At 73.4% G+C, this 25,745-nt stretch carries 27 protein-coding genes; 19 read left to right on the top strand and 8 right to left on the bottom strand.

What is annotated here, in order from left to right:
* Nucleotides 1-374: 374 nt before the first annotated feature.
* The 3 genes from DSM104329_RS16350 to pdxT are packed head-to-tail and all read left to right on the top strand — an operon-like array spanning nt 375 to nt 2,751.
* Complete coding sequence (locus DSM104329_RS16350; RefSeq protein ID WP_259310913.1) at nt 375-1,265, top strand: MurR/RpiR family transcriptional regulator; 891 nt, start codon at nt 375-377, stop codon at nt 1,263-1,265.
* A gap of 32 nt (nt 1,266-1,297) precedes the next feature.
* Complete coding sequence (gene pdxS / locus DSM104329_RS16345) at nt 1,298-2,185, top strand: pyridoxal 5'-phosphate synthase lyase subunit PdxS (protein WP_259310912.1); 888 nt, start codon at nt 1,298-1,300, stop codon at nt 2,183-2,185.
* Complete coding sequence (pdxT, locus tag DSM104329_RS16340) at nt 2,179-2,751, top strand: pyridoxal 5'-phosphate synthase glutaminase subunit PdxT (protein ID WP_259310911.1); 573 nt, start codon at nt 2,179-2,181, stop codon at nt 2,749-2,751. Before pdxS ends, pdxT begins: the two co-directional genes overlap by 7 nt.
* Before the next feature lie 25 nt (nt 2,752-2,776).
* Here pdxT and DSM104329_RS16335 read toward each other — a convergent pair whose 3' ends face one another.
* Genes DSM104329_RS16335 through DSM104329_RS16325 form a run of 3 tightly spaced genes read right to left on the bottom strand, consistent with a single transcriptional unit; the run spans nt 2,777 to nt 6,755 of the window.
* Nucleotides 2,777-4,339: an aldehyde dehydrogenase family protein gene (locus DSM104329_RS16335; RefSeq protein ID WP_259310910.1), complete on the bottom strand. Its 1,563-nt coding sequence runs from the start codon at nt 4,337-4,339 to the stop codon at nt 2,777-2,779.
* Nucleotides 4,336-5,706 carry a proline dehydrogenase family protein gene (locus tag DSM104329_RS16330; protein WP_259310909.1) on the bottom strand — a complete coding sequence of 457 codons (1,371 nt, stop codon included), beginning with the start codon at nt 5,704-5,706 and terminating at the stop codon, nt 4,336-4,338. Before DSM104329_RS16330 ends, DSM104329_RS16335 begins: the two co-directional genes overlap by 4 nt.
* Nucleotides 5,707-5,717: 11 nt before the next feature.
* A complete protein-coding gene (locus tag DSM104329_RS16325) occupies nt 5,718-6,755 on the bottom strand; it encodes a glycosyltransferase family 4 protein (RefSeq protein ID WP_259310908.1) in 1,038 nt (345 codons plus the stop codon).
* A gap of 63 nt (nt 6,756-6,818) precedes the next feature.
* Between DSM104329_RS16325 and DSM104329_RS16320 the strand changes: the two genes are divergently transcribed.
* The 4 genes from DSM104329_RS16320 to DSM104329_RS16305 are packed head-to-tail and all read left to right on the top strand — an operon-like array spanning nt 6,819 to nt 9,846.
* Nucleotides 6,819-7,505, top strand: coding sequence for a class I SAM-dependent methyltransferase (locus tag DSM104329_RS16320; RefSeq protein WP_259310907.1), 687 nt, complete (start codon nt 6,819-6,821; stop codon nt 7,503-7,505).
* Nucleotides 7,506-7,520: 15 nt separating this feature from the next.
* Nucleotides 7,521-7,955, top strand: coding sequence for an RpiB/LacA/LacB family sugar-phosphate isomerase (locus tag DSM104329_RS16315; RefSeq protein WP_259310906.1), 435 nt, complete (start codon nt 7,521-7,523; stop codon nt 7,953-7,955).
* The gene (locus tag DSM104329_RS16310; protein WP_259310905.1) at nt 7,952-8,779 is read left to right on the top strand and encodes an NUDIX domain-containing protein; all 828 of its coding nucleotides are present in this window, start codon (nt 7,952-7,954) and stop codon (nt 8,777-8,779) included. Before DSM104329_RS16315 ends, DSM104329_RS16310 begins: the two co-directional genes overlap by 4 nt.
* On the top strand, nt 8,776-9,846 hold the full coding sequence (locus DSM104329_RS16305) for a Gfo/Idh/MocA family protein (RefSeq protein ID WP_259310904.1): 1,071 nt from the start codon (nt 8,776-8,778) through the stop codon (nt 9,844-9,846). Before DSM104329_RS16310 ends, DSM104329_RS16305 begins: the two co-directional genes overlap by 4 nt.
* Here the strand turns inward: DSM104329_RS16305 and DSM104329_RS16300 are convergent.
* From DSM104329_RS16300 to DSM104329_RS16290, 3 genes are all read right to left on the bottom strand, one after another.
* Nucleotides 9,843-10,835 (bottom strand): MBL fold metallo-hydrolase, encoded by a 993-nt coding sequence (locus DSM104329_RS16300; RefSeq protein WP_259310903.1) that lies wholly within the window; start codon nt 10,833-10,835, stop codon nt 9,843-9,845. The genes DSM104329_RS16305 and DSM104329_RS16300 overlap by 4 nt on opposite strands.
* Nucleotides 10,816-12,195: a phosphomannomutase/phosphoglucomutase gene (locus DSM104329_RS16295; protein ID WP_259310902.1), complete on the bottom strand. Its 1,380-nt coding sequence runs from the start codon at nt 12,193-12,195 to the stop codon at nt 10,816-10,818. Before DSM104329_RS16295 ends, DSM104329_RS16300 begins: the two co-directional genes overlap by 20 nt.
* A gap of 99 nt (nt 12,196-12,294) precedes the next feature.
* Nucleotides 12,295-12,867, bottom strand: a complete 573-nt coding sequence (locus DSM104329_RS16290) for a YdeI/OmpD-associated family protein (protein ID WP_259310901.1) — start codon at nt 12,865-12,867, stop codon at nt 12,295-12,297.
* A 27-nt stretch (nt 12,868-12,894) separates the two neighbouring features.
* Between DSM104329_RS16290 and DSM104329_RS16285 the strand changes: the two genes are divergently transcribed.
* From DSM104329_RS16285 to DSM104329_RS16270, 4 genes are read left to right on the top strand one after another with little or no spacing between them, the layout of a single operon-like run.
* The gene (locus tag DSM104329_RS16285; RefSeq protein ID WP_259310900.1) at nt 12,895-13,587 is read left to right on the top strand and encodes a sugar phosphate nucleotidyltransferase; all 693 of its coding nucleotides are present in this window, start codon (nt 12,895-12,897) and stop codon (nt 13,585-13,587) included.
* Nucleotides 13,584-14,537, top strand: coding sequence for an NAD-dependent epimerase/dehydratase family protein (locus DSM104329_RS16280; RefSeq protein WP_259310899.1), 954 nt, complete (start codon nt 13,584-13,586; stop codon nt 14,535-14,537). Before DSM104329_RS16285 ends, DSM104329_RS16280 begins: the two co-directional genes overlap by 4 nt.
* 39 nt (nt 14,538-14,576) lie before the next feature.
* Nucleotides 14,577-15,326 carry a YebC/PmpR family DNA-binding transcriptional regulator gene (locus DSM104329_RS16275; RefSeq protein ID WP_259310898.1) on the top strand — a complete coding sequence of 250 codons (750 nt, stop codon included), beginning with the start codon at nt 14,577-14,579 and terminating at the stop codon, nt 15,324-15,326.
* Complete coding sequence (locus DSM104329_RS16270; protein WP_259310897.1) at nt 15,326-16,375, top strand: nitronate monooxygenase; 1,050 nt, start codon at nt 15,326-15,328, stop codon at nt 16,373-16,375. Before DSM104329_RS16275 ends, DSM104329_RS16270 begins: the two co-directional genes overlap by 1 nt.
* Here DSM104329_RS16270 and DSM104329_RS16265 read toward each other — a convergent pair.
* Complete coding sequence (locus tag DSM104329_RS16265) at nt 16,372-17,487, bottom strand: adenylate/guanylate cyclase domain-containing protein (RefSeq protein ID WP_259310896.1); 1,116 nt, start codon at nt 17,485-17,487, stop codon at nt 16,372-16,374. The two genes, DSM104329_RS16270 and DSM104329_RS16265, sit on opposite strands and share 4 nt — an antisense overlap.
* A 79-nt stretch (nt 17,488-17,566) precedes the next feature.
* Here DSM104329_RS16265 and DSM104329_RS16260 point away from each other — a divergent pair, with 79 nt between their 5' ends.
* Nucleotides 17,567-18,148 carry a TetR/AcrR family transcriptional regulator gene (locus tag DSM104329_RS16260; RefSeq protein ID WP_259310895.1) on the top strand — a complete coding sequence of 194 codons (582 nt, stop codon included), beginning with the start codon at nt 17,567-17,569 and terminating at the stop codon, nt 18,146-18,148.
* Here the strand turns inward: DSM104329_RS16260 and DSM104329_RS16255 are convergent.
* Nucleotides 18,145-18,567 (bottom strand): GFA family protein, encoded by a 423-nt coding sequence (locus tag DSM104329_RS16255; RefSeq protein WP_259310894.1) that lies wholly within the window; start codon nt 18,565-18,567, stop codon nt 18,145-18,147. The genes DSM104329_RS16260 and DSM104329_RS16255 overlap by 4 nt on opposite strands.
* 56 nt (nt 18,568-18,623) lie before the next feature.
* Here DSM104329_RS16255 and ruvC point away from each other — a divergent pair, with 56 nt between their 5' ends.
* The 7 genes from ruvC to DSM104329_RS16220 all read left to right on the top strand — a co-directional run bounded on the left by ruvC (nt 18,624) and on the right by DSM104329_RS16220 (nt 25,616).
* Nucleotides 18,624-19,121, top strand: coding sequence for a crossover junction endodeoxyribonuclease RuvC (ruvC, locus tag DSM104329_RS16250; protein WP_259310893.1), 498 nt, complete (start codon nt 18,624-18,626; stop codon nt 19,119-19,121).
* On the top strand, nt 19,118-19,696 hold the full coding sequence (ruvA, locus tag DSM104329_RS16245; protein WP_259310892.1) for a Holliday junction branch migration protein RuvA: 579 nt from the start codon (nt 19,118-19,120) through the stop codon (nt 19,694-19,696). Before ruvC ends, ruvA begins: the two co-directional genes overlap by 4 nt.
* Nucleotides 19,693-20,703, top strand: a complete 1,011-nt coding sequence (gene ruvB / locus DSM104329_RS16240; RefSeq protein WP_259310891.1) for a Holliday junction branch migration DNA helicase RuvB — start codon at nt 19,693-19,695, stop codon at nt 20,701-20,703. Before ruvA ends, ruvB begins: the two co-directional genes overlap by 4 nt.
* 76 nt (nt 20,704-20,779) lie before the next feature.
* Nucleotides 20,780-21,805 carry a GGDEF domain-containing protein gene (locus tag DSM104329_RS16235; protein ID WP_259310890.1) on the top strand — a complete coding sequence of 342 codons (1,026 nt, stop codon included), beginning with the start codon at nt 20,780-20,782 and terminating at the stop codon, nt 21,803-21,805.
* A 54-nt stretch (nt 21,806-21,859) separates the two neighbouring features.
* On the top strand, nt 21,860-22,327 hold the full coding sequence (locus DSM104329_RS16230) for a zinc-ribbon domain-containing protein (protein ID WP_259310889.1): 468 nt from the start codon (nt 21,860-21,862) through the stop codon (nt 22,325-22,327).
* Complete coding sequence (gene secD / locus DSM104329_RS16225) at nt 22,324-25,344, top strand: protein translocase subunit SecD (protein ID WP_259310888.1); 3,021 nt, start codon at nt 22,324-22,326, stop codon at nt 25,342-25,344. The genes DSM104329_RS16230 and secD overlap by 4 nt, the downstream gene beginning before the upstream one ends.
* Complete coding sequence (locus DSM104329_RS16220; RefSeq protein ID WP_259310887.1) at nt 25,344-25,616, top strand: hypothetical protein; 273 nt, start codon at nt 25,344-25,346, stop codon at nt 25,614-25,616. The genes secD and DSM104329_RS16220 overlap by 1 nt, the downstream gene beginning before the upstream one ends.
* The last annotated feature ends 129 nt before the right edge of the window (nt 25,617-25,745 follow it).

The raw sequence follows: 25,745 nt of genomic DNA, 5'->3' as shown, positions 1-25,745 counted from the left end.
GCCTGAGCAATCGACCCGGAAAGGCCAGGGCGGTGCCCCGGTGCCCGCCGGCCAAGACCGCGCAACCGCCTCGAGGTCTTTTGCCCGACATTCTGGGCAATCGGCCGTTTGTGGCCCGAACCAGGCCGGGTATGCCCTGGACACACCAACGAGGAGCCGGTCATTCGGCACATAAACCCCCGCCTGCTCCTCGGCGGCAAGCGACAAGGGCGGAACACCGAAACGCTTGCCATCGAGCGCCCGGCGAACAGCTGGGCGTTCGTCGTCGGTGGGCGGTCCGGCGCGGATGCCGGACCGCCGCCGGCGTCTCCCGGAGCGGAAAGGTGGGCCGGGCGGAAGGAGGGTGCGAGGGGACGGCGAAACACCCCCTCGCAATGAAGCGTGCGGCAACGACCACGGCGAGCCCGCTCCCCTACGAGGGCTCCCGCCACCAGACTCTCTCGGCATACATCCAGGCGCGGTTCGACGAGTTCTCGCGCTCCCAGAAGGACGTAGCGCAGTACATCGTCGACCATCTGGACGAAGCGGCCTTCCAGACTGCCGAGGAGCTGGCGCGGCGCGCCAACACCTCCAGCTCGACGGTGGTGCGCTTCTCCCAGGCGCTCGGCTTCGAGGGCTTCCCCGAGCTGCAGGGCGCGGCGCGCGAGGAGTACCGGCGCGCCCATGCCGCCCCGGTCCCCGGGGCCGGCAGCGGCGCCCCGGCCGCGCCGCTGTTCTCGCTGGACCAGAGCGAGTTCGAGACCGCCCTGGCCGCCGACCACGTCAACGTCGAGGAGACCGCGCGCAAGTCGTCGCGCTCGGACGTCGAGGCCGCCATCGACCTCATCGCCTCCTCGCCGCGCGTGCTCATCGCCGGCACCGACCAGATGGCGTTCTTCGCCTCCTACATGCGCCATCTGCTCGCGCTGCTCGACCTGCGCGCGGAGATCGTGGCGAGCCCCTCGCAGGAGGCGCTCGGCCGCCTGTCGCGCATCGACGACGAGACGCTCGTCATCGGACTGTCGGCCGGCCGGCCGCACCCGCTCGTCGTGCGCGCCATGAAGCTCGCCCGCCATCGCAAGGCGCGGACGGTCGCGATCACCGACGCCACGCTCAGCGAAGTGGCCAAGCTCGCGCAGATCCGCCTGTACTACTCGTCGAACTCCCCGGCGTTCGTGCGCTCGCACACCGCGCTGCTGTCGATGATCCAGGCCCTGGCATACGGCGTGTACAGCCGCGACGCGGCGCAGTATGCGGATCGGATCAAGGCGTTCCGGCTGAAGTGACCGTGCCGGGCCGCCCCGGCTAGACTCGGTTCGTGCTTCGAGACGAGTCCACGTTCCGCGTCAAGGCCGGCCTGGCCGAGATGCTCAAGGGCGGCGTCATCATGGACGTCGTCAACGCCGAGCAGGCGAAGATCGCCGAGGATGCCGGCGCCTCCGCCGTGATGGCGCTGGAGCGCGTCCCGGCCGACATCCGCCGTGACGGCGGCGTCGCCCGGATGAGCGATCCGATCATGATCAAGGGCATCCAGGAGGCCGTCACGATCCCGGTGATGGCCAAGGCGCGCATCGGCCACTTCGCCGAGGCCCAGGTCCTCGAGGCGCTCGAGGTCGACTACATCGACGAGTCGGAGGTCCTCACGCCGGCCGACGAGGCGCACCACATCGACAAGTGGGCGTTCAAGGTGCCGTTCGTGTGCGGGGCCACGAACCTGGGGGAGGCGCTGCGGCGCATCTCCGAGGGCGCGGCGATGATCCGCTCCAAGGGCGAGGCGGGCACCGGCGACATCGTCGAGGCCGTGCGCCACCTGCGGTCCATCCGCGGCGAGATCCGCCGGCTCGGGACGCTCGACGAGATGGAGCTCTTCGGCGCCGCCAAGGCGCTGCAGTCGCCGGTCGAGCTGGTGCGCTCGGTCGCGCAGGCGGGGGCGCTGCCGGTGCCGCTGTTCTGCGCGGGCGGGATCGCCACGCCGGCCGATGCCTCGCTGGTCATGCAGCTCGGCGCGCAGGCCGTCTTCGTCGGCTCGGGCATCTTCAAGAGCGACGACCCGGCGCCGCGGGCGCGGGCGATCGTCGAGGCGACGACCCACTTCGCCGACCCCGAGCGGGTCGCCAAGGCGTCGGAAGGCCTCGGCCGCGCGATGGAGAGCCTCGAGACCCGCAAGCTCGACGAGTCGCAGCTGCTCGCCGGCCGCGGTTGGTAGTCGGTGTCCTAGCCCTTCAGGGCGGCTTCGACGCGCACGCCCGTGTGCTGCGCTCGCTCGGTGCGGACGTGCGCGAGGTGCGCACGCCCGCCGACCTCGACGGACTCGACGGGCTCGTCTGGCCCGGCGGCGAGTCGACGACGATGACGCTCGGCATCGAGCGCGAGGGGCTCGCCGAGCCTCTGCGCAACCTGGTTGCCGCCGGCACGCCCGTGTTCGGCACGTGCGCCGGGCTGATCATGCTCGACCGCGAGCACCTCGGCGTCCTCGACGTCACCGCGCGGCGCAACGCGTTCGGTCGCCAGACGCGCTCGTTCGAGGCCGATCTCCACCTTCCCGGTCTCGACGGCGACCCGGTTCGCGCCGTCTTCATCCGCGCCCCCTGGATCGAGGATGCGGGTCCGGAGGTGACGATCCTCGCCGAGGTCGACGGCCATCCCGTCGCCGCGCAGCAGGGCAACCTGCTCGCCGTCGCCTTCCACCCGGAGCTGTCCGACGACCCGCGCCTGCACGCGCGCTTCCTCGAGCTGGTGCGCGAGGCGGCCGCGCGGCGAGCGTCCGCCTGACGACGGGCCGCGCACGTGCCGGCTCTCAGACCACGAGCCCGTGGCGCACGGTGTTGTGCGTGATCACCCGCGGTTCGACGAACGACAGCAGGTAGTCCGGCCCGCCCGCCTTCGTGCCGGTGCCGGAGAGGCGGTTGCCGCCGAACGGCTGGCGCCCGACCATCGCGCCGGTGGTGGAGCGGTTGACGTAGAGGTTGCCGACGGGCAGCTGCGCGGCGACGGCCTCGACGGTGCGCGGGTTGCGGGCGTAGAGGCCCCCGGTGAGCGCGAACGGCAGGCTCTGGACGGCGGCGACCGCGGCGTCCATGTCGCGGACGCGGTCGACGGCGAGCACCGGTCCGAAGATCTCCTCGCGCAGCACGGGCGAGCCGGGATCGAGGTCGGCCGCGACCACCGGCGCGCAGAACCAGCCGCCGGGCGGCCGCTCGCCCCGCGCGACGATCCGCCCGTCGGCGGCGGCGCGCTGCGCGTAGCGGTCCACGCGCTCCTGCGCCTCGCGCTCGATGACCGGCGGCACGTCGGTCCCGAACGTGCCGGCCTGGCCGGTCTCGAGCGCCTCGACGGCGCCCGACAGCCGCTCGATCAGCGCATCGGCGATGGCCTCGTGCACGAGCACGCGCGCGGCCGCCGAGCACTTCTGGCCGGCGTAGTCGAACGCGCTGTGGACGATGCCCGGCACCGCCTCGTCGAGGTCGGCGTCCGAGTCCACCAGCACGCAGTTCTTGCCGCCGAGCTCGGCGACGACGCGCTTGAGGTGCCGCTGGCCCTCGCGCGTGTCGGCCGCGGTCCGCAGGATCTCCAGGCCGACCGGCGCCGAGCCCGTGAAGGCGATCGTCTGTACGCGCGGGTCGCGGGCGAGCGCCGCGCCGGCCGACCCGTCGCCGGGGAGGAGCGCGACCGCCTCGTCGGGCACGCCGCCGGCCCGCAGCGCCTGCACCACCACGTGCCCGCACGCGGGCGACTGCTCGGCGGGCTTGAGGACCGCCGCGTTGCCCGCCGCGAGCGCGGCCGCGGTCATGCCCATCGGGATCGCGACGGGGAAGTTCCACGGCGCGATCACCGCCGTCACGCCGCGCGGCACGTAGCGCAGCTCGTTGTGCTCGCCGGGGACCTGGAGCAGCGGACGGCCCTCCTCGAGCGCGATCGCCCCGCGCGCGTAGTACTCGAGGAAGTCGATCGCCTCGCAGACGTCGGCGTCCGCCTCGGGCCAGGGCTTCGCGCACTCGCGGACCTCGAGCGCGGCGACCTCGGTGCGCCGGTCGCGCAGCCAGGCGGCGGCGCGCAGCAGCGCGGCGGCGCGCTCGGCGGCGGGGACCGCGCGCCAGCGGGCGAACCCGCGGGCGGCGGCGTCGAGGGCGGCGTCGACGTCGGCCGCGGTCGCCGCGGCGGCGTGCGCCACGACGCGCTCGGGGTCGCCCGGGTCGGTCGACGTCAACGCGTCGCCCGCGCGCGCCTCGCTGCCGACCAGGACCGGCACGCGCAGCGGCAGGCGCGCATCCACGGCGGCCAGCGCGTCGAGCAGCGCCTGGCGCGGGCCGGCGCGGCGCAGCTCGAGGATCGGCTCGTTGGCGAACGGCGGCAGGCTCATGGCGCTCGCAGCATCTCCTCGAGCGGGATGCCGCGTGCCTGCTCGTGGAGGAACGACTCGTTGCTCGTGTTCTCGAGCAGTCGTCTCACGAGATACGCCATGCCCGCGACGAGGTCACCGACCGGGCAGTAGACCCGCACGCGGAATCCCGACGTGGCCAGCGCATCCTGCAGGTCGTCGCCGAGGCCGCGGAGCACCTGGAGCTCCAGGTCCCGGTCGCCGCCGCCGAGCCGCCGGTTGACCGCGATCGCGTGGCTGACCGAGCGCAGGTTGTGCGACGCGACGGCGAGACGAAGCGGCGCGCCGTCGCGGCAGGCCTCCAGCAGGCGCACGGTCAGCGCCTCGAAGTTGCGGTCGCAGTCGGCCTTGACGTCGAAGACCGGTGTGGGCCAGCCGTGCTGGAGCGCCTCGACGGTCTCGTGGTCCCAGTAGGCGCCCTTGACGAGCCGCACGACGAGCGGCGCTGCGCGCGGCGTCGCGCCCGCCCAGCCGATGAACCGCTCGGCGAGCTGCGGGCTGTCGCGCAGATAGGCCTGCAGGACCACGCCGGCCGACGGGCCGTCACGGAACTCGTCGTCGGCGAGCAACGCGAGCACGAGGTCGGTGACGGCCTCGCGGGAGTCCAGCGACTCCATGTCGATGTGCAGGTGGGCGTGCAGCCGGCGCGCGTGGCGCAGCAGCTCGCGCAGGCGCGCGCCGGCATCGCGCATGCCGCGCTCGGGCGCGTCCGGGCGCAGGAGCGGCGTGAGCGCCGAGACCTTGACCGACAGGTTGGGGCGCGGGATCGGTCCGTGGCGGTCGCGCTCGAGGTGCAGCCGGTGCGGGAGGTCCTCGTGGATCGCGGCGAGACGCTCGAGCGCGTCGGCGCAGCGCGCGGCGTAGCCGTCGGCCTCGGCCGCGGTGACCGTCGCCTCGCCGAGCAGGTCGACGGAGGTCGCCACGCCCTGGTGCCAGAGGCGCCGCACGAGATGGCGCGCCGCGTGCGGGGTCTCGGCCACGATGAACCGATGGGCCATGTGGCGCACGCCTGCCGCGGCCGCCGCGCCCAGCGCCTTGCGCCCGGCGCCGGTGTCGGCCATCCGCATCGCGGCGGCGATCGGCGGCGGCTTGTCGCCGACCTCGTCGAGGAAGCCGGAGAGGTGTGCGGCGAGGTCGTCGAGCGAGCGGCAGGCGGGCGCGACGTCGACGAAGCGAAACAGCGCCGCGCGCAGCTCCTCGTCGGCGGCCGCGAGGTCCATCGCGCGGGAGTCGAGCGCCTTGAGCGGGTGGCGGGCGGCGGACGGGAAGGCCGCGGCCAGCGCACCGCCGACGCGGCGGATCTCCTCCTCGAGCGCCGGGTCGCCCACCTCAACGCGAGCGTCAGCCATCAAGGGCCAGCCTACCCGTGAGACCCGAGCTCCTCGCGAACGATCGCGTCGACCGCCTCGGCGGTGTGCTCCCAGGTGAAGCCGGCCGCGCGTGCCGCGCCGGCGGCGCGCAGCCTTGCCGCGGTCGGTGGGTCGAGGCAGGCGGCCAGCAGCGCGCCGGCGATGAGGTCGGGGCGGTGCGGCTCGACGAGCAGCGCCGCGTCGCCGCAGGTCTCCGGCAGCGCGCCGCGGTCGGACGCGACCACGGGGACGCCGGAGGCCATCGCCTCCAGACACGGCAGCCCGAAGCCCTCGTGCAGCGACGGCAGGACGAATGCGCTCGCGCCCGCGTAGAGGCCGGGCAGCAGGGCGTCGTCGACGTAGCCGAGGTGGCGCACGCCGGGCACGTCGGCGCCGCGACCGTGGTGGGCGCGCCGCGAGCCGGCGGCGACGAGGTCGATCCCGTGGCCGGCGAGCGCCCGGGCCGCGGCGCCGAGCACGACGGGGTTCTTGCGCGCGCCCTGGCCGGCGACCGTGAGCGCGTAGGGCCGCTCGAGGGCGAATGTCCGGCGAGTGGGCTCAGGGTCGACGCTCGGCGAGAAGCGCGCGTCCACGCCCCCGGGCACGACGGTGATCTCGCTCGCCGGGCGGCCCGTCGTCGCCGCGATCTCGTCGCGCGAGAACGCCGAGACGGTGACCACCCGCCGAGCGCGCCGGACGATCGCGGGCAGCACGCGGCCGTGCCAGGCGGCGTACGGCGCCGCGAACCACTCGGGATGGGTGAGCGCGACCGCGTCGTGGACGACGACGACGTTGCCCGGCCAGGCGAGCGGCGCGAGGTTGGCGGGGTTGAGGATCAGGCGGGCGCCGCGGTGGCGGGCGAGGGCGGGCAGCGCCGCCTGCTCCCACGCCTGGCCGGCCTGGTAGGCGAGCCCGCGCGGTGGCCGGGCCACCGCGTAGACGCGCGGGTCGAGGGCGGGGAGCCGCTCGACGAGCTCGACCGCCCAGCGCTCGACGCCGCTGAGCTGGCGCCGGCCGGCCACGCGCGCATTGATGAGGACGTTGGGCACGGCGCGAGAGCGTACGAGCCCGAGGTTGACGGCAGCGTATGAGATCACGTACAGTCGTACACCATGACGGATGATCACGGTGCGACGGAGATCTTCGAGGCTCACGCCGGCGACTACCGCGACCGCCTCCGTCGCCAGCTGGTCCCACCCTTCGACGCCTTCTACGGCACCGCGATCGACGCGCTCGCGCTCGCCGCGCAGCCGCCGGCGCGCGTGCTCGACCTCGGCGCCGGGACCGGGATGCTCGCCCGGCGCGTGCTGGACGCGTATCCCACGGCCGACGTGGTCCTGCTCGACGGCGCGCCCGCGATGCTCGATCAGGCCCGCGCCGAGCTGGGCGACCGAGCCGCCTACGTCGAGGCCGACCTCACCGACCCGCTGCCCGCCGGGCCGTGGGGCGCGATCGTGTCCGCCCTCGCCATCCACCACCTCGACGACGACGCCAAGCGCGCGCTCTTCGTGCGCGTGCACCACGAGCTCGCTCCCGGCGGCGTGTTCGTCAACGCCGAGCAGGTCGCCGGCCCGACGGCGCTGTTCGCCGATCACTATCAGCGCTGGCAGCACGAGCAGGCGCTCGCCCGCGGGGCGTCCGACGAGGAGTGGGAGGCGACCCTCCAGCGCATGCGCCTCGATCGCTGGGCGACCGTCGAGCACCAGCTCGCCTGGCTGCGCGACGCCGGGTTCGGCGACGCGGACTGCCTCTTCAAGGACCGCGGCTTCGCCGTCCTGGTGGCCCGTCGGTCGGGCTGACATCATGCGGAGGCGATGAGGATCGCCGTGTCCGCCGACGAGCGCACCGGGGTCGCCGACGCCGTGGTCGACGAGCTGCGGCGACGCGGTCACGACCCGCTCGTGCACGGTGCCCTCAGTGACGACGAGCGGCCCGACTGGGCCTGGGCGTCCGAGCGCGCGGCCCGCGACGTCGCCGAGGGCCGGGCCGAGCAGGGCGTCGTCTGCTGCTGGACCGGAACGGGCGCCTCGATCGCGGCCAACAAGGTCGCCGGGGTGCGGGCCGCGCTGTGCGGCGACGCCAGGACCGCCGAGGGGGCGCGGCGCTGGAACGACGCGAACGTGCTCGCGCTCTCGCTGCGGTCGACATCGCAGGCCGAGCTCGAGGAGATCCTCGACGCCTGGTTCGCCGCCGGGCCGAGCGAGGACCCGGACGACCGCGCCAACATCGACCACCTCGCCGAGATTTGAGCGCCGAGGTCCACGCCGCCGGAGGCCTCGTCGTGCGCGACGGACGCCTGCTGCTCGAGCACCGGCCGCGCTACGACGACTGGTCGCTACCGAAGGGCAAGCTCGAGCCGGGGGAGGACTCGGAGCAGGCGGCCATGCGCGAGGTGGAGGAGGAGACGGGCGTGCGGGTGCGCCTGGGCGAGGAGCTCGAGCCCGTGCACTACACCGACAACAAGGGACGGCCGAAGACGGTCCGCTACTGGGTCATGACGCCGGTCGGCCAGGACGAGTTCGCGCCCAACGACGAGGTCGACGAGATCGCCTGGCTGACGCCCGAGGAGGCGATCGAGCGGCTGAGCTATCCGCACGACCGCGACCTCGTCACAGGCTGGTGGCGCCGGGGGCGCGAGGTCGAGCGCAAGTTCCTCGTCGACCGGCTGCCCGACGACCTGGAGCGCGCGCCGCGGCGGCGGCTGAGCCAGGGCTACCTGGTCACCGGGGACGTCGAGGTCCGCCTGCGCCGGGCTGACGACGAGACGTTCCTGACGGTGAAGGCCGGCACGGGCCTCGTCCGCGCCGAGGAGGAGCTGCCGATCGACCCCGACCGCTTCGACCGCCTGTGGCCGCTGACCGAGGGCCGCCGGGTCGAGAAGGTGCGCCACCTCGTCGAGCAGGACGGCCGGACGATCGAGGTCGACGTGTACGCCGGCGCCCACGAGGGGCTGGTCGTCGCGGAGGTCGAGTTCTCCGATGAGGAGGACGCGCACGGCTGGACCGGCCCGTCGTGGCTGGGGGCCGACGTCACCGGCGATCCGGAGTACAGCAACGCGCGCCTGGCGTCGTGAGACCCGTACGGGTCGCGCTCATCGGCTACGGGCTGGCCGGTGCCTCGTTCCACGCCCCGTTCATCGCGACGACCGAGGGGCTCGAGCTCGCGGCGATCGTCACGCGCGACCCCGGCCGGCGCGCCGCGGCGACCGGGCGCTACCCCGGCGTCGAGCTGCTCGACGGCGCCGAGGAGGTCTTCGCGCGCGCGGCCGACTTCGGCCTCGTGGTGGTGGCGGCGCCGAACCGCGCGCACGTGACGCTGGCGACCGCGGCGCTGGAGGCCGGGCTCGACGTGGTGGTCGACAAGCCGCTCGCGCCGACCGCCGCTGAGGGCCGGGCGCTCGTCAAGCTCGCCGGCGAGCGCGGCCGCATGCTCACCGTGTTCCACAACCGCCGCTGGGACGGCGACCTGCTCACCGTGCGGAGGCTGATCGAGGCGGGCGATCTCGGCCGGGTGCTGCGCTTCGAGTCGCGCTTCGAGCGCTTTCGGCCCCAGCTCACGGAGGGCTGGCGCGAGCGGGCCGACCCCGAGGACGCCGGCGGGGTCCTCTACGACCTCGGGCCGCACCTGATCGACCAGGCGCTCCTGCTGTTCGGGCCCGCGGTCCACGTCTACGGCGAGGTCGACGTCCGCCGGACCGGCGCGCGGGTCGACGACGACGCCTTCGTCGCGATGACCCATGCGTCGGGCGTGCGCTCGCATCTGTGGATGAGCGCGGTGACGGCGCAGGTCGGACCGCGGCTGCGCGTGCTCGGCGATCGCGCGGGCTACGTCAAGCACGGCCTCGACGTGCAGGAGGCAGCGCTGCGCGACGGCGGCGACCCCGGCGGCACCGGCTGGGGGCGCGAGGACGAGGCGGCCTGGGGGGTGCTCGGCACGGACGGCAACCAACGCCGGGTGGAGACAGAGCCGGGCGACTACGGCGCGTTCTACCGCGGCGTCGCGGCGGCGCTGTGCGACGGTGCGCCGCCGCCGGTCGATCCCGCCGACACGGTCGCGGGCCTCGAGGCGATCGAGGCGGCGCGGCGCTCGAACGCCGAGGGCGTCGTGGTCTCGCGTACGGGCCGGCGAGGCATCCGCTAGGAGATCGCCGTGAAGTGCACGACATCGTCCTCGACGACCTCGCGCACGCGCCCCTGGGCCACGAGCAGGCCGGTGTGGCCGAGCACCTCACTGAGCGTGAGGTAGGCCTGGGTCACGGCGACGTTGCCCCACATCTCCTGCGCGAGCTCGTGGGCGGTCCGCGGCCGGTCGCGCACGAGTTGCTCGATCTTGTCGGCGCGCCGCTCCGTGGCGCGGAGGCGGTCGTCGATGAGGGCTCGATGGTCGGTGATCGGCTCGCCGTGCCCGCCGAGCACGAGCGCGACGTCCATCTCCCGGGTCGCGCGCAGTGACTCGAGGTAGACCTCGAGCGAGTGCGGCTCGTCGAGATCGCCGTCGGTGCCGTCGAGCGGGCGCGTGACGACGGCGTTCGACGAGATGTGCTTGAGCAGGTGGTCGCCCACGATCAGCAGCCCGCGCTTCTCGTCGTGAAGGACGATGTCCGACGGCGAGTGCCCAGGTCGGTGATGGACCCGCAGCGTCCGGCCGGCGAACAGCAGCGTGTCGCCGTCGTCGAGCGGGCCGGTCACCTCGGCCGGGGCGCCCCAGGCGCGCGCGAGTCCGGCCACCGCCCGCAGCGCGAGGCGCACCGGCTGCTCGATGCCGTGGCGTGCCATCAGTCGCTCGGCGAACTCGTCGTCGCCGGCGGCCGGTTTCGGGTAGTCGGCGAGCCACGGGCCGAGCGCGCGCAGTGCGAAGACTTCGGCTCCGGACCGCTTGGACAGGATGTCCACCAGGCCGAGGTGGTCCATGTGCTGGTGTGTGATCACGATGCGCTCGAGGTCGGCGATCGTGTGGCCGGCCTCGCGCAGCATGCTGTCCATCATGTCGAGCGAGACGCCGCTGTTCGGCCCGGTGTCGATCAGCGTGAGCGGGTCGTCCTCGACGAGGTAGCAGTTGATGCGCCCGACCGCGAACGGCGTCGGGATCGGCAGCGTGAGGACGCCTGCGTCAGGACCGGATGAGCCCAAGGACCTCGTCCCGCCGGCGCTCCATGTCCTGTGGGGACACGAGCGACTCGAGGGTCAGCCGCAGCAGCGGCTCGGTGTTCGACGGGCGAACGTTGAAGTGCCAGTCGTCGTAGTCGACCGAGACGCCGTCGACATGGGTGATCTCCCCGTCGGCGTAGCGCTTCTCGATCTCCGCCATCTTGGCCGCCGCGTCGGAGACCTCCGAGTTGATCTCGCCGGAGATGAAGTACTTCGCGCGGAACGGCTCGAGCAGCTCGCTCATCCTCTTGCCCTCGACCGAGAGCTTCTCGAGGACGAGCAGGGCGGGCACGGTGCCCGAGTCCGCGTTGTAGAAGTCGTGGAAGTAGTAGTGGCCGGACACCTCGCCGCCGAAGATGGCGCCCTCCTTGCGCATGCGCGTCTTGAAGAACGCGTGGCCGACGCGGTTGATGTGCGGCGTGCCGCCCGCGGCGCGGACGGTGTCCGGGACGGCGCGGGACGCGCGGGCGTCGTAGAGGATGTCGGCAGGGTGGGCGGGATCGGTCTTCGCCAGCAGATGCTCGGCGAGGATCGCGGTGAGGAAGTCGCCGGCGACGAATTCGCCCGTGTCGTCGATGAAGAAGCAGCGGTCGGCATCGCCGTCCCAGGCGATGCCGAGGTCCGCGCCCTCGGACTTCACCTTGTCGACGATGAAGCGCCGGTTCTCCTCCAGCAGCGGGTTGGGCTCGTGGTCGGGGAAGTTGCCGTCCGGCGTGAAGTACGTCTCGACGAGGTCCAGACCCAGGCGCTCGAGCAGCGGCCCGACCATCGGGCCCGCCATGCCGTTGCCGCCGTCGACGACGACCTTCAGGCGGCGGACCTTCTCGGGGTCGATGAACTCGAGCGCAGCGGCCCGGAAGTCGGCGGAGATGTCGGCCTCTTCCACCGATCCCGCCCGCGCCGCAGGCTCTCCGAGGCCGTCCTCGATCATCCGCCGGATGTCCTGGATGCCCTCGTCGCCCGACAGCGCGATCGCGCCGTCCTTCACGAGCTTCGCGCCGGTGTAGGCCTTCGGGTTGTGCGAGGCGGTGCACATGAGGCCGCCGTCGAGCCCGCGCGAGCCGACGGTGAAGTAGAGCATCTCGGTGCCGACCTGCCCGACGTCCACGACGTGCGCGCCCTCGGCGACCATGCCGGCGCGGTAGCGCGCGGCCATCTCCGGTGCGGTGAGGCGCATGTCGCGGCCGAGGCCGAGGCGCAGGTCCCCGGCGTGCTTGCCGGCCAGGCCGGCGATGACGCGCACGAACGCCCGGCCGACCTGCTCGGCGTCGTCGGGGCCGAGCTGCTCGCCGTACAGGCCGCGGATGTCGTAGGCCTTGAAGATGGAGGGGTCGATCGGCATCGGCCCGGATCCTATGCGGCTCAGGGGTGCCGACGCCGGCCCGGAACGCCGCACGGTGGGCTTGGAGCCGCTGCCGGCGGGAGGCGGGCCCCCGTGGGTTCACGGGTGGATCCTCTCGCCCGCCGCGCACATGGTTGCGAACTTCTCTATGCGCTTGGCCCGGGTCTCCGGTCGCACGGCGGTCTGGACGCGATGCAGGATCGCGTAGCGGTTCTGTGAATCGAGGCCTTCGAAGAACGCGGTCGCGCCGGGCCGGGCGGCGAGGGCGTCCCGGAGATCGTCGGGCACCGTCGCGGTGCGAGGTCCGTCATAGGCGGCGGCCCAGCGGCCGTCGGCCCTGGCCTTCTCCACCTCCGCGAGCCCCGCGGGCCGCATCTGCCCGCTCTCGATGAGCGCCTCGGCGAAGCCGCGGTTGCGCTTGGACCAGACGCTGCGCTTGCGGCGCGGGGTGAACCGCTGGAGGTAGTGGGTGTCGTCGAGCCGCCTGGCCTGGCCGTCGATCCAGCCGAAGCACAGGGCGATCTGCAGCGCGGGCGCGTACGTGAGCCCGGCGATGCCCGAGCCCTTCTTGGCGAAGCGCAGCCAGACGCCGTCGGAGGCGGCGTGCTCGGCCTCCAGCCAGCGTTCCCACTCTTCGGCGGTCTCGAAGGTGAGGGTCGGCTGATCGGCCATCGGGGCGAGGAGTCTAGATTCCGCGCCGTGGACGTCGTGATTCTGTGCGGCGGGCGGGGGACCCGCCTGCAGGAACGCACCCAGGAGATCCCCAAGCCGCTCGTGGAGATCGGCGGCCGGCCGATCCTCTGGCACGTCATCGCCCTGTACGCGCGCCATGGCCTCACGCGCTTCCTGCTCGCGACCGGCTACAAGGGCGAGCAGATCGAGGCCTACGGCGACTGGCCCGCCGGTGCCGACGTACGCTGCGTGGACACCGGGATCGACACGCCGACCGGTGGCCGCGTGCACCGGCTGCGCGACCACGTCGACGGCGACCGCTTCTGCACGACCTACGCCGACGGCCTCGCCGACGTCGACCTCCACGCCCTGCTCGCGTTCCACGAGCGCCACGGCAGGCTCGCCACGCTGACCGTCGTGCGGCCCGAGCTGCAGTTCGGCATCACCGAGCTCGACGGCGACCACGGCCTCGTCACCGGCTTTCGCGAGAAGCCGCGCTCGGAGCACTGGATCAACGGCGGCTTCTTCGTCTTCGAGCGCGGCGTCTTCGAGTACCTGAGCGACTCGAGCGTGCTCGAGCGCGAGCCGCTCGAGGGCCTCGCCGGCGACCGCCAGCTGCACGCCTTCCGCCACACCGGCTTCTGGGAGTGCATGGACACCTACAAGGACGCGGTCGCGCTCAACGACCTCTGGGCGGCCGGGGCGGCGCCGTGGGCGTGAGCGCGCTCGTCACCGGCGCCTACGGCATGCTCGGCGGCTGGCTCGTCCGCGCGCTGCTCGAACGCGGCGACCGCGTGACCGTGCTCAAGCGCGACGACGTGCCGGGCTCCGCGCTCGTCGTGGAGGGCCTCGAGGCGCGCTGTGCCGTCGTCCACGGGGACCTCACGGACCCCGGCCTCGTCGACCGGGCGATCGGCGAGCACGAGGTCGACACGATCTTCCACCTCGCCGCCCAGACGATCGTCGGCACCGCCAGCCGGTCGCCGCTGTCGACCTGGGAGACGAACGTGCGGGGCACCTATCTGCTCATGGAGGCGTGCCGGGCGCAGGCGGTCGCACGCGTCGTCGTCGCCTCCTCCGACAAGGCCTATGGCGCCCACGACGACCTGCCCTACCGCGAGGACCTGGCGCTGCAGCCGATCTACCCGTACGACGTGTCGAAGGCGTGCACGGACCTCATCGCCCGGTCCTACTGGCACACCTACGGCGTGCCGGTGGCGGTCACGCGCTTCGCGAACGTCTACGGCGGCGGCGATCGCAACCCGTCGCGGCTGATCCCCGAGGCCATCGCCGCCGCGCTCGCCGGGCGCGCGCCCGTCATCCGCTCCGACGGCACGCCCGAGCGCGACTTCCTCTACGCCGAGGACGCCGCGGCCGCGTACCTGGCGATCGCGGACGCGCTGGACGGGGGCGGCGGGGCGGGTGGCGAGGCGTTCAACGCGGGCGGCGACCGGCCGCACAGCGTGCGCGAGGTCGTCGAGCTCGTCTGCCGCCTCGCGGGGACCGACGTCGAGCCCGACGTCCGCGGCACCGGGAGCCCGCACGGCGAGATCGACCGCCAGTACGTCGACTCGGCGAAGCTGCGTGAGCTCACCGGCTGGCGCCCGCAGGTGCCGCTCGAAGACGGCCTGCGCCGCGCGATCGCGTGGTACCGCACCCACGGGTGCTAGGCGTGCCGGCGGCGACCCGGGCGTCTAGGATCCAACCCCATGTCCGGGCATTCGAAATGGGCGAGCATCAAGCACAAGAAGGCGATCGTCGACTCGCGCAAGGGCAAGCTCTTCACGAAGCTGGCGCGCGCGATCACGGTGGCCGCCAAGGAGGGCGGCGGTGACATCGACGGCAACCCGTCGCTCGCGCTCGCGGTGCAGAAGGCCCGTGACGCGTCGATGCCGAAGGACAACATCGAGCGCGCGATCGCCAAGGGCACCGGCGCGGGCGCCGACGCCGACGCGATCGAGAACGTCGTCTACGAGGGCTACGGCCCGGGCGGCGTCGCCGTGCTCGTCGAGGCGATGACCGACAACCGCAACCGCACCGGCGCCGAGATGCGCCACACGTTCGGCAAGCACGGGGGCAACCTCGGCGAGCCGGGCTCGGTCGCCTACCTCTTCGACAAGAAGGGCGTGCTGGTCGTCGACGCCGAGCGCTACGGCGAGGACGACCTGATGCCGGCGATCGAGGCCGGCGCGGAGGACATCGCGGTCGACGACGACGTCTTCGAGGTGCTGACCGAGCCGGCCGACGTCGCCTCCGTTCGCCAGGCGCTGACCGACGCCGGCATCGAGGTCCAGAGCGCCGAGGTCGCGCACCGGCCCAGGACGACCGTGCCGCTCGACGAGGACGGCGCCCGCAAGGTGCTCAAGCTCATCGACGCGCTCGAGGACAACGACGACGTCGACGCCGTCCACGCGAACTTCGACGTCTCCGCGGACGTGATGGAGGCCATCGCGGGCTGATGGCGGCGGACCGCCTGCAGCCGTCGGACCTGGACGCGCCCATCGTCCAGGCGCCGCTGGCGGGCGGCCCGTCCACGCCGGCGCTGGCGATCGCGGTGGCCGAGGCCGGTGGGCTCGGCACGCTGGCGGCCGGCTACAAGACGCCGGACGCGGTGGCGGCCGAGATCGCCGAGATTCGCGCGGCCACGGACCGGCCGTTCGGCGTCAACCTCTTCGCGCCGCCTGCCACCGCGATCGAGACGGCGGCGGTCGCGCGGTATGTCGAGGCGTTGCGCGCGGGGGGACTCGAGCCGCTCGGCGAGCCGCGCCATGACGACGACGCCTTCGCCGAGAAGCTCGATGTCCTCGAGGCGCAGCGCCCCGCGGTCGTCTCCTTCACGTTCGGCTGCCCGTCGCCCGCCGTGGTCGACCGCATGCGGTCGGCCGGGTGCGCCGTCTGGGTGACGATCACCACGCCGGCGGAGGCCGCGACCGCCGCGGGCGCGGGCGCGGACGCGCTCGTCGTCCAGGGCGTCGAGGCCGGCGGCCACCGCGGCTCGTTCTCCGACGCCGCGCCGGGCGACATCGGCCTGCTGTCGCTGCTGCAGCTCGTGGGCGCGTGGGTCGGCCTGCCGATGGTCGCGGCGGGCGGCATCATGACCGGCCGCGCGATCGCCGCCGTGCTGGCGGCGGGGGCGGACGCCGCACAGCTCGGCAGCGCGTTCATGCGCACGCCGGAGGCGGCAACGAGCGCCCCGCATCGCGCCGCGCTCGCCGGCGGCGGCGGCGGCGGCGACCGCCCGACCGGCCTGACGCGCGCGTTCAGCGGCCGCACCGCACGCGGGATCGTCAACCGCTTCCAGCGCGAGCATCCCGATGCGCCGAGCGCGTACCCCGAGGTGCACCACGTCACGTCGCCGCTGCGGGCCGCCGCCCGCCGGGCCGGCGATGCCGAGTCCATCAACCTCTGGGCCGGCCAGGCCTACCCGCTCGCGCGCGAGGTGCCCGCGGCGCAGCTCGTACGTGAGCTGGCGGGCGACGCGCGGGCCCGCCTGCGCGAGCTGAGCTAGTCGTCGTCGCCGCGCGCGCGGCGCACGCGGTTGACCTTGATCGTCCCGCGGACGCCGCGGACCCGCCGGTCCCCGGCGAACGACCATCGCCAGCCGTCGTCGGCGAGCTCCCGGACCTCCTCGCTGGCGAGCACCGACCCCGGCCGGGCGAGCGCGGTCAGCCGGCTCGCCAGGTTCACCGGCCGCCCGTACCAGTCGCCCGCGCGGTTCAGCGCCGGGCCGAACGCGATCCCGGCGCGCAGCTGGGGGAACCCGGTGCCCTCGTCGTCGGCGGCCTCCACGAGCTGCAGCGCGGCTTCGATGAGCGGGTCGACCTCCGACGAGACGAGCATCACCGCGTCGCCGATCGTCTTGACCATCCGCACCGGCAGCTCCACCACGTCGGCGGCGAGCCGCTCCAGGCGCTCGGCCACCGCGCCGAGCTCGTCCGGCGGGACCTCCTCGCCCATCCGCGTGAAGCCGACGAGGTCGGCGAAGCACACCGCCACGTCCCGCGCGCCGGGCAGCTCGCCGGTCGCCTGCTCGGTGGCCTGCAGCAGCTCGGTGCGGACCGCGTGGCGCAGGTGCGCGTTGAGCATCTGGCCGAGCACGGGCGCGGCGAGCGGCTCGAACTCCGCCGCCGCCCGGGCGTAGCGCATCGCGAGCTCGTGCTCGTCGGCTTCGGGATCGAGGACGAGGCCGAGCGTCATCCGCCGCATCGCCTCGGCGGCGTGCGACAGGCCCCGCCCGAGGATCCGGGTGACCTCCAGGATGTCCTCGTGGCGCAGTCCCGCGTCCGTGAGCGTCCTGACCGTCCGCGCCGCCTGCAGGTCGGTCTCGGCGAGCACGCGCGCGTCCTCCTCGGCCGTCGGCAGGCCCTGGGCGCGCCGCAGCTCCTCGAGGAACGCGAGGTCGAGGCCCGTCTTCTCGGCGATCTCCCGGCGCGTGTAGCGGGTGGCGCCGCCGATCAGCCGCTCCGCGGGGAGGAGGAAGAGCGTGTCCTCGGCGACCGCGGTGCGCAGCTCGTCGAGGTCGGCGCCGTCGGCATGGAGCGCTTCGAGCAGCCGCAGGCGAGCGTCCCGCTCCCGACCCTCGAGCCCGTCGAGCAGCCCCTCGGCCCCGAAGTCGACCATGCCCGCGACTCTAGGGCGCATCCCGCCCGTAGAGTCTGCGCGGCACGTGACCCAGCCGCCTTCGGCCCGCCGAACCCGCATGTCCGCCGCCGACCGCCGCGCGGCGATCCTCGACGCCGCCATGGAGGCGTTCGCCACCCGTGGCTACCACGGGACCTCGCTCGACGACGTGGCCGCGGCGGCCGGGGTGTCCAAGGCGCTCATCTACGAGCACTTCAGCTCCAAGCAGAACCTGCACGACACGCTGATCTCCGTCCAGGCGGGCGAGCTGTTCGGCCGGCTGGCGGCGGCCGCGGACCCGGAGCTCGCGGCCGAGCAGCGCCTGCGCGGCGGGGTGGACGTGTTCTTCGGCTTCGTCGAGGAGCGCCGAGAGGCGTGGCGCGCGCTGTTCCGCGATGCGGCCGACCCCCACCTCGGCGAGGTGGTCGAGCACGTGCAGCGCCAGGCGACGGCGGCGATCGCGGAGCTGATGCTCGCGGGCACGGAGCCGCAGGCGGCCCATCAGGACGTCGAGATGGTCGCGCTCATGCTGTCGGGCGCGGTGCAGGCCCTGGCGAACTGGTGGTACGACCATCAGGACGTCCCGCGGTCGGTGCTGGTCGACCGTGTGATGGCGTTCGCGTGGCTGGGGCTCGGGCGCCTCAGCGGCGAGGGCGCTTAAGCCCAGCGGCTCCCGTCGATGCGCCGCAGCCCGTCGTCGGGAATCTCGATCCAGGCGGGGGTGGAGCTGACCCACTGGCGCCACTGCGGCGCGATGCCGGGATCGCCGTGCAGCGCGCCGAAGCGGACGCCCGCCATGCCCTCGCCGCCCGGAACGCCGGCGAAGACGTGGCCGCCGCACTCGCCGCAGAAGGACTTCGGGAACCCGCCCTCGGGCCGCCACGTGCGCACGGCCTCGGCGCCCGCGACGACGCGCAGCGCCTCCGCGGGGACCATGCCGTTCATGGTCCACGGCACGCCGCTGCGGCGCTGGCAGCGCGTGCAGTGGCAGTAGCCGGCGTCGAGGAACGGCGCGGTGATCTCGATGCGCAGCGTTCCGCACGCGCACGAACCGGTGAGGGGGGTCTCGGGCGAGGGCATGATCGCGAGCCTACTCTTGGAGGCGTCCGGCGCGCGACGCAGAATCCGGTCTTCACATGCTCGTCCTCGGCATCGATCCCGGCACCGCGAACACCGGCTACGGCGTGGTGGAGCGCCGCGGCGGGCGCCTGCTCGCCCACGACGGCGGCGTCATCTCCACGGCGCCCCGGACCGCGCCCGAACGGCGGCTCGCGGCCATCCACGCCCGCGTGAGCGAACTGCTCGACGAGCACGCGGTCGACTGCGTCGCGCTGGAGGACCTGTACTTCGGGGCCAACGCGCGGTCCGCGTTCGCGGTCGGCCAGGCGCGCGGGGTGGTGATGCTCGCCGCCGGCCAGCGCGGGATCCCGTGCGCCGCGTACACGCCGCAGCAGGTCAAGGGCGCGGTCTGCGGTAGCGGGCGGGCGGCCAAGGACCAGGTGCAGCGGATGGTCCAGACGCTGCTCGCGCTGCCCGCCCCGCCCACGCCCGACCACGCCGCCGACGCCCTCGCCGTCGCCGTCTGCCACGCCAACCGTGCGCCGCTGGCCGCGTCGATCGGGAGCGCCGCATGATCGGCCTCGTGCGCGGCGAGGTCGTCGTCCGCCGTCCCGACCACGTCGTCGTCCTCGCGGGCGGGGTGGGCTACCGCCTTGCGGTCTCCGGCGAGACCCTGCGCCACGTCCCCGCCGCCGGCCAGGAGACGACGCTGTTCGCCCACCTGATCCTGCGCGACGACGCGATCACCCTCTACGGCTTCGCCGCCGAGGAGGAGCGCGACCTGTTCCTCCTGCTGCTCGGGGTCCAGGGGGTGGGCCCGAAGGTGGCGCTGGCCGTCCTGTCCGGCGGGCCGCCGCGCGAGCTGCTGCGCGCGATCGCGGCGGGCGACGCGGCCCGCTTCCAGGCCGTGCCGGGGATCGGCAAGCGGACGGCGGAGCGGATCATCGTCGAGCTGCGCGAGAAGGTCGGCGCCGTCACCGACGAGCCGTCGATCACCATCACGCGCGCCGACGACCCGCGCGGGATCGCCCGCGACGGCCTGCTCGGTCTCGGCTACACCGCGGCGGAGGTCGACGAGCTGCTCGCCGCCGCGGACGGCGAGACCGCCGAGCAGCTGATCGCCAGCGCCCTGCGCGGGAGCCGCCGGTGACCGTGCGCATCCAGACCCCCGACGTCCTGGAGGCCGAGGACGAGCTCGAACGGTCGCTGCGGCCGCGCCGCCTGGAGGACTTCGTCGGCCAGCGCGCGCTCAAGGAGCAGCTGTCGATCGCCATCGAGGCCGCGGGCGCGCGCGGCGACGCGCTCGACCACCTGCTGCTCGCCGGCCCGCCGGGCCTGGGCAAGACCTCGCTCGCGCAGATCGTCGCCGCCGAGCTCGACGTGCCGTTCGTGCAGACCGCCGGCCCGGCGCTCGAGCGCAAGGGCGACGTCGCCGCGTTCCTCACGGCGCTCGAGCCGCGCAGCGTGTTCTTCGTCGACGAGATCCACCGCCTGCCGCGCGCGCTCGAGGAGACCTTCTATCCGGCGATGGAGGACCGCCAGCTGCCGATCACGGTCGGACAGGGCGCCGGGGCGCGCGTCGTGACGCTCGACCTGCCCGCCTTCACGCTCGTGGGGGCCACGACGCGTGCCGGCCTCCTCACGACGCCGCTGCGCGACCGCTTCGGCATCCAGGCGCGCGTGGAGACCTACTCCCCCGACGAGCTGGCGACGATCGTCCGGCGCTCGGCGGCGATCCTCGGCATCGAGATCGACGCCGGCGGCGCCCACGCGATCGCCACGCGCAGCCGGGCGACCCCGCGCGTCGCCAACCGCCTGCTGCGCCGGGTGCGCGACTTCGCCGAGGTGCGCGGCCGCGGAGTGGTCACCGAGCCGGCGGCCGACGCCGCGCTGGCGATGCTCGAGGTCGACCACGAGGGCCTGGACCGGCTGGACCGCGAGATCCTCTCGGCGATCTGCGCGAAGTTCGATGGCGGGCCGGTCGGCCTGTCGACCTTGGCGGTCGCGGTGGGGGAGGAGTCCGACACGATCGAAGACGTGTACGAGCCCTACCTGCTGCAGAAGGGGCTGCTGAAGCGGACGCCGAGAGGGCGGATGGCCACGCCCGCCGCGTTTCGCCACATCGGCCTCGAGCCGCCCGACCACACCCTCTTCTGAGCGAGGCGCCGTGATGAGCGGTCTGCGCAGGCTGGAACGGCTCAAGCCCGCCGCGCCGGGTGACGATGCTCTCTCCGTGCGGGACGAGCGCCTGATCATGGGTCGCTGGTCGGGAGCCCTCTGGCTCCTGGCCGGCGCGGTGGGGGCCGCCGGCCAGGCGATGCCGGGGGTCCCGCACGACCACGCGTGGCTGGCATGGACGCTCATCGCCATCTCGGTCGTCTACGGCGCCGCCTGCCTCACGGGCGTGATCCCCTGGGAGCGCGTCAGCTACGGCGGGCACCTGGCCGCGATCATCGCCTGGCAGCCGCTGCTCGCGCTCGCGCTCTGGGCCAGCGGCGGGGTGGACTCCTACGTCCAGCCCGTCTTCATCCTCGCCCTGCTGTACGCCGCCTACTTCATGCCGGGCTGGATGGCGTGGGTCGGCGTCGGCGCACTCGTCGTCACGAACGCCACGCCGCTGCTCTACACCAGCCCGGGCGAGCACCAGGCGGCCGCGCGGATCCTCGCGTTCGCCGTGGCGTGCGAGGGCGTGACGCTCACGCTGCAGCACCTCAAACGGCGGCTGGTCACGGCCGAGCAGGCCGCCGCGACGGCCCCGCCGCCGCCCGACCCGCTCACGGGCCTGCATCGTCGCGACGCGCTCGATGCGGCGCTCGAGCGGGCGGTGGCCCAGGCCGGCGACCCGCGCGTCGGCCGGCGCGCCGGCGACGGCGGCGTGCGCTTCTCGCTGCTGCTCGTCGAGATCGAGGACCTCGCCACCGTCACGGACACGTTCGGCCCGCTGGCCGCCGATCGCGTGATCGTCGACGTCGCCGAGAGCGTGCGCGGCGTGCTGCGCCCCTCCGACGTGGTGGCGCGAACGCGCCCGGCGGAGCTCGCGGTCCTGGCGTCCGGGGCGGGCGAGCCGGGGTCGCTGCGCCTGGCCCAGGCGATCCGCGAGGCGGCGAGCGACGTGCGGCCGGGGCCCAGCGCCCCGCCTGTGGCGCTCACCGTGTCGTGGGCGCTGTTCCCCGACGAGAGCCGCGATCCGGCCGGGCTGTTCGCCGCCGCCGACCGTGGGCTGCACGCTCGCCGGAGGTTGCCGTCGTCGCGCGCCTGACGGGCGCGGGATCCAGCGTCCGGCCCACCACAGGTCACTACCCTACGAACGCTCATGGCGCATCTGTTCATCTGCCCCAATTGCGGGACGCGCTCGACGGCCAGCGATCGCCAGCGCGGCTTCTCGCGTGAGGCCCGGGGGTGCCCGAAGTGCGGGCACACGTTCCTGTTCGAGCTGCTCGACGACTACTACCCGGCGCCTGATGCCGCCTTCTTCGCCGCCGACCAGCACGGCCGCCTGATCCATTGCGGGCGCGGCTCGTTCGAGCTGACGGGCCTCGACGACGAGCGCGTGATCGGCCGCCCCGCCACCGAGGTTCTCGGCCTGGACTGGGAGGACGGCACCGACTACGTGGAGCAGGCGCTCGAGTGGGGCGTGCGCGTGCGCGACAAGCGCGTGCGCGTCCACGCGGAGGGCGATCTGCCGGCCGAGGCAACGGCCGATCTCTTCCCGGCCTACGATGATGACGGCGGCCTGCTCATCATCCTCACGCCGGTGAAGGCCGCCCAGTCCTCCACATGACCGACCGTCGGCGCAATCTCTTCATCCTGCTGCTCGTCGCGGGCCTCTTCGCGGCGTCGCTGGCCGTCATCCTCACGAAGCCGACGAAGCTCGGCCTCGACCTCAAGGGCGGCGTCGAGCTCATCTACCAGGGCAAGCCGACGCGCCAGTCGCAGGTCACGCCGGATTCCCTGAACCGGGCGATCGACATCATGCGCGAGCGCGTCGACCAGCTCGGCGTCGCCGAGCCGGAGATCCAGCGCACGGGCTCCGACCAGATCCAGGTCTCGCTGCCGGGCACCAACGACCTGCAGCGCGCCATCAACGCCGTCGGCACGACGGCGCAGATGCACTTCTACGACTGGGAGACGAACGTCATCGGCCCGGCGGGCAAGCCGGCGCCCGGCGACCCGTCCGTGACGTGCGGACCCCAGGGCGGCAATCCGACGTGCGGCATCCCGCTCTACGACGCGGTCATCCGCGCTTCGAAGCGGCCCGCGTCGAACCCGGACAAGGCGACCAACCCGCCGCTCTTCTACCTGCTCGACTCGAAGAACAAGAAGGTCGTGGGCGGGCCGGAGGAGAGCCGCGACGCGCTGTTCGCCGAGCGCGAGACCAACCAGCCGCGCCCCGGCGAGCAGGTCTACGAGGTCAAGCCCGGCACGGTGATCGTCCGGGCCGAGTCGCCCGACAACGCCAAGGTCAAGCCGGACCGCTGGTACGTGCTCAACGACGCGCCGGCGCTCAACGGCACGGACATCAAGGATCCGCAGCAGAACTACGACAACGGCCCGGGCGGCTCCGGCGCGCCGATCGTCACGTTCGGCTTCACCGACAAGGGCCGCAAGATCTGGCGCGAGACGACCCGCGCGATCGCCCAGCGCGGCCAGGCCAACCAGATCCCCGGCCAGGACCCGCTCGCGTCCGCGCAGCACTTCGCGATCGTCCTCGACAACGAGCTCATCTCGGTCCCGTACATCGACTACCGCGCCAACCCGGACGGCATCGACGCCGCGAACGGCTCGCAGATCGAGGGCGGCTTCACGATCCAGTCGGCCCAGAACCTCGCGAACCTGCTGAAGACGGGCGCGCTGCCGATCAAGCTGGACCTGATCTCGCAGTCGCAGGTCTCCGCCACGCTCGGCCAGCAGGCGCTCGACCAGGGCCTGCACGCCGGCATCGTCGGCTTCATCATCGTCGCTCTGTTCCTTCTCACGTTCTACCGCGTGCTCGGCATGATCGCGGTCGGCGCCCTGGCGATCTACGCCGTCTACTTCTTCGCGCTGATCAAGCTGATCCCGATCACGCTGACGCTGCCGGGCATCGCGGGCCTGATCCTGACGTTGAGCGTCGCGGCCGACGCGAACATCGTCATATTCGAACGCGTCAAGGAAGAGATACGCGGCGGCCGGTCGATCCCGGCCGGCATCGCGGCGGGCTACAAGAAGGGGCTGGCGGCGATCATCGACGCCAACGTCGTGACCTTCATGGTCGCGTTCATCCTCTTCATGCTCGCGACCGCGGGCGTCAAGGGCTTCGCGTTCACGCTGGGCATCGGCACGCTCGTGTCCCTGTTCACGGCCGTTCTCGCGACGCAGGCGGCGCTCGGCACGATGGGCAAGTCCCGGGCGCTGCAGCACAAGTCGGCCCTGGGCGCGACCGAGCAGAAGCACCGCATCCGCTTCGACTTCATGGGCGCGTCGCGCTGGTTCTTCTCGGCGTCCGGCATCATCCTGCTCGTCTGCGCACTCGCCCTGGGCAGCAAGGGGCTGAACTTCGGCATCGACTTCGAGTCGGGCACGCGGATCACCACCGCGCTCGAGAAGAAGACCGACGAGGACGGCGTCCGCAGCGCGATCTCGCGGCTCGGCTTCGGCGGCGTCGAGGTCCAGCGTGTGACGAACAAGCAGCTCGGCGACAACGGGTTCCAGATCACCGGCGACATCGGGCCCAACGACGTCACCCGGGTCAAGACCGAGCTGACGAAGGACTTCGGCGGCACGCCGAGCTTCACGAACCAGTCGGTCGGCCCGACGTTTGGCCAGACCGTGGCCCGCAGCGCGATCATCGCGATCATCGCATCGCTGTTGGTGATCTCGGTCTACATAACCCTGAGATTCGAGTGGAAGTTCGCCGTGCCGGTCCTCATAGCGGTCGCGCACGACATCCTCATCACGGCGGGCGTGTACGCCCTCGTCGGCCGGGAGGTGACGACGTCGACGGTCGCGGCGCTGTTGACCATCCTGGGCTTCTCGCTCTACGACACGATCATCGTGTTCGACCGCATCCGGGAGAACGTGCCGCGCATGCCGCGCGCCGGTTTCTCGCAGATCGTCAACCGCTCGATGAGCGAGGTGCTGATCCGCTCGCTGGCGACCAGCTTCTGCACGCTGCTGCCGGTGCTCGCGCTGCTGCTGTTCGGCGGGGCGACGCTGAAGGACTTCGCGTTCGCGCTGCTCATCGGCACGGCGTCCGGCACGTACTCGTCGATCTTCATCGCCGGCCCGGTGCTGACGCACTGGAAGGAGCGCGATCCGGTCTGGCGCGCCCGTGCGGCGAAGCTCAAGCAGCAGTTCGGCTACATCCCGGCCTACGCGACCGCCGTCGACGGCTCGCCGATCGATGTGGCGCCGCCGCAGCGGGAGCGGCGCGGCATCGGCCGCAAGCGCGGCGCGTTGATCGAGCCAGACGACCCGACGCAGGTGTCGCGGCAGGAGTTCGACGAGATGGTGCGCGATATCCAGGACGAAGTGGTCGAGGAGAACCGCGCGCAGGCCCGCCCGCGCAGGACCGCGGTCGCCGAGCCGGAGGCGGAGCCGAAGCCGAGGCCCGCGCGGCCGGCGCCTGAGCCGGCGGTCGAGCCCGAGGCCGAGACCGAGGCCGACCGCGCGGGTCCGGCCGAGGACGAGACGCCGCCGGCGCCGAGCTCCGGCGCCGATCTCACGCCGGACGAGGTCGTGATGCCCAAGCCGCCGTCGCGCTCCAGCAGCACCGGCAAGCGGCGCCCGCGCAACAAGCGTCACGGGAGGCCGCGCTGATGGCCGTGCTCGCCTGGGTCATGATGGGCCTCGCCCTCTGGCACTTCACGATCTTCGTGCCCGACCGCTTCTGGGGCGGCATCGTCGGCGCGTTCGTCGCCGCGATCCTCGGCTCGTTCCTCTTCGGGCTGATCGTCAACGGGTTCCAGGTGCCCAGCCGCGCGGACACGACGGTCGTCAGCGCGATCGAGGCCATCCCGGGCACGCTGATCGGCCTCGGGCTCTGCTACCTGGTCGGCACGCGGCGCGGCAACGAGCCGCTCGTGCACTGATGCGGCAGGTCGCGCGCGGAGCCCGCGCCGGCGCGGCGGGCGAGTGATAGCTGGTCGGCACGCGGCGCGGCAACGAGCCGCTCGTGCACTGATGCGGCAGGTCGCGCGCGGAGCCCGCGCCGGCGCGGC

The organism is Capillimicrobium parvum (assembly GCF_021172045.1).
GTDB lineage: Bacteria > Actinomycetota > Thermoleophilia > Solirubrobacterales > Solirubrobacteraceae > Capillimicrobium > Capillimicrobium parvum.
The sequence above is the reverse complement of the archived record's forward strand: the minus strand, read 5'-3'. Positions and strand labels throughout refer to the sequence as shown.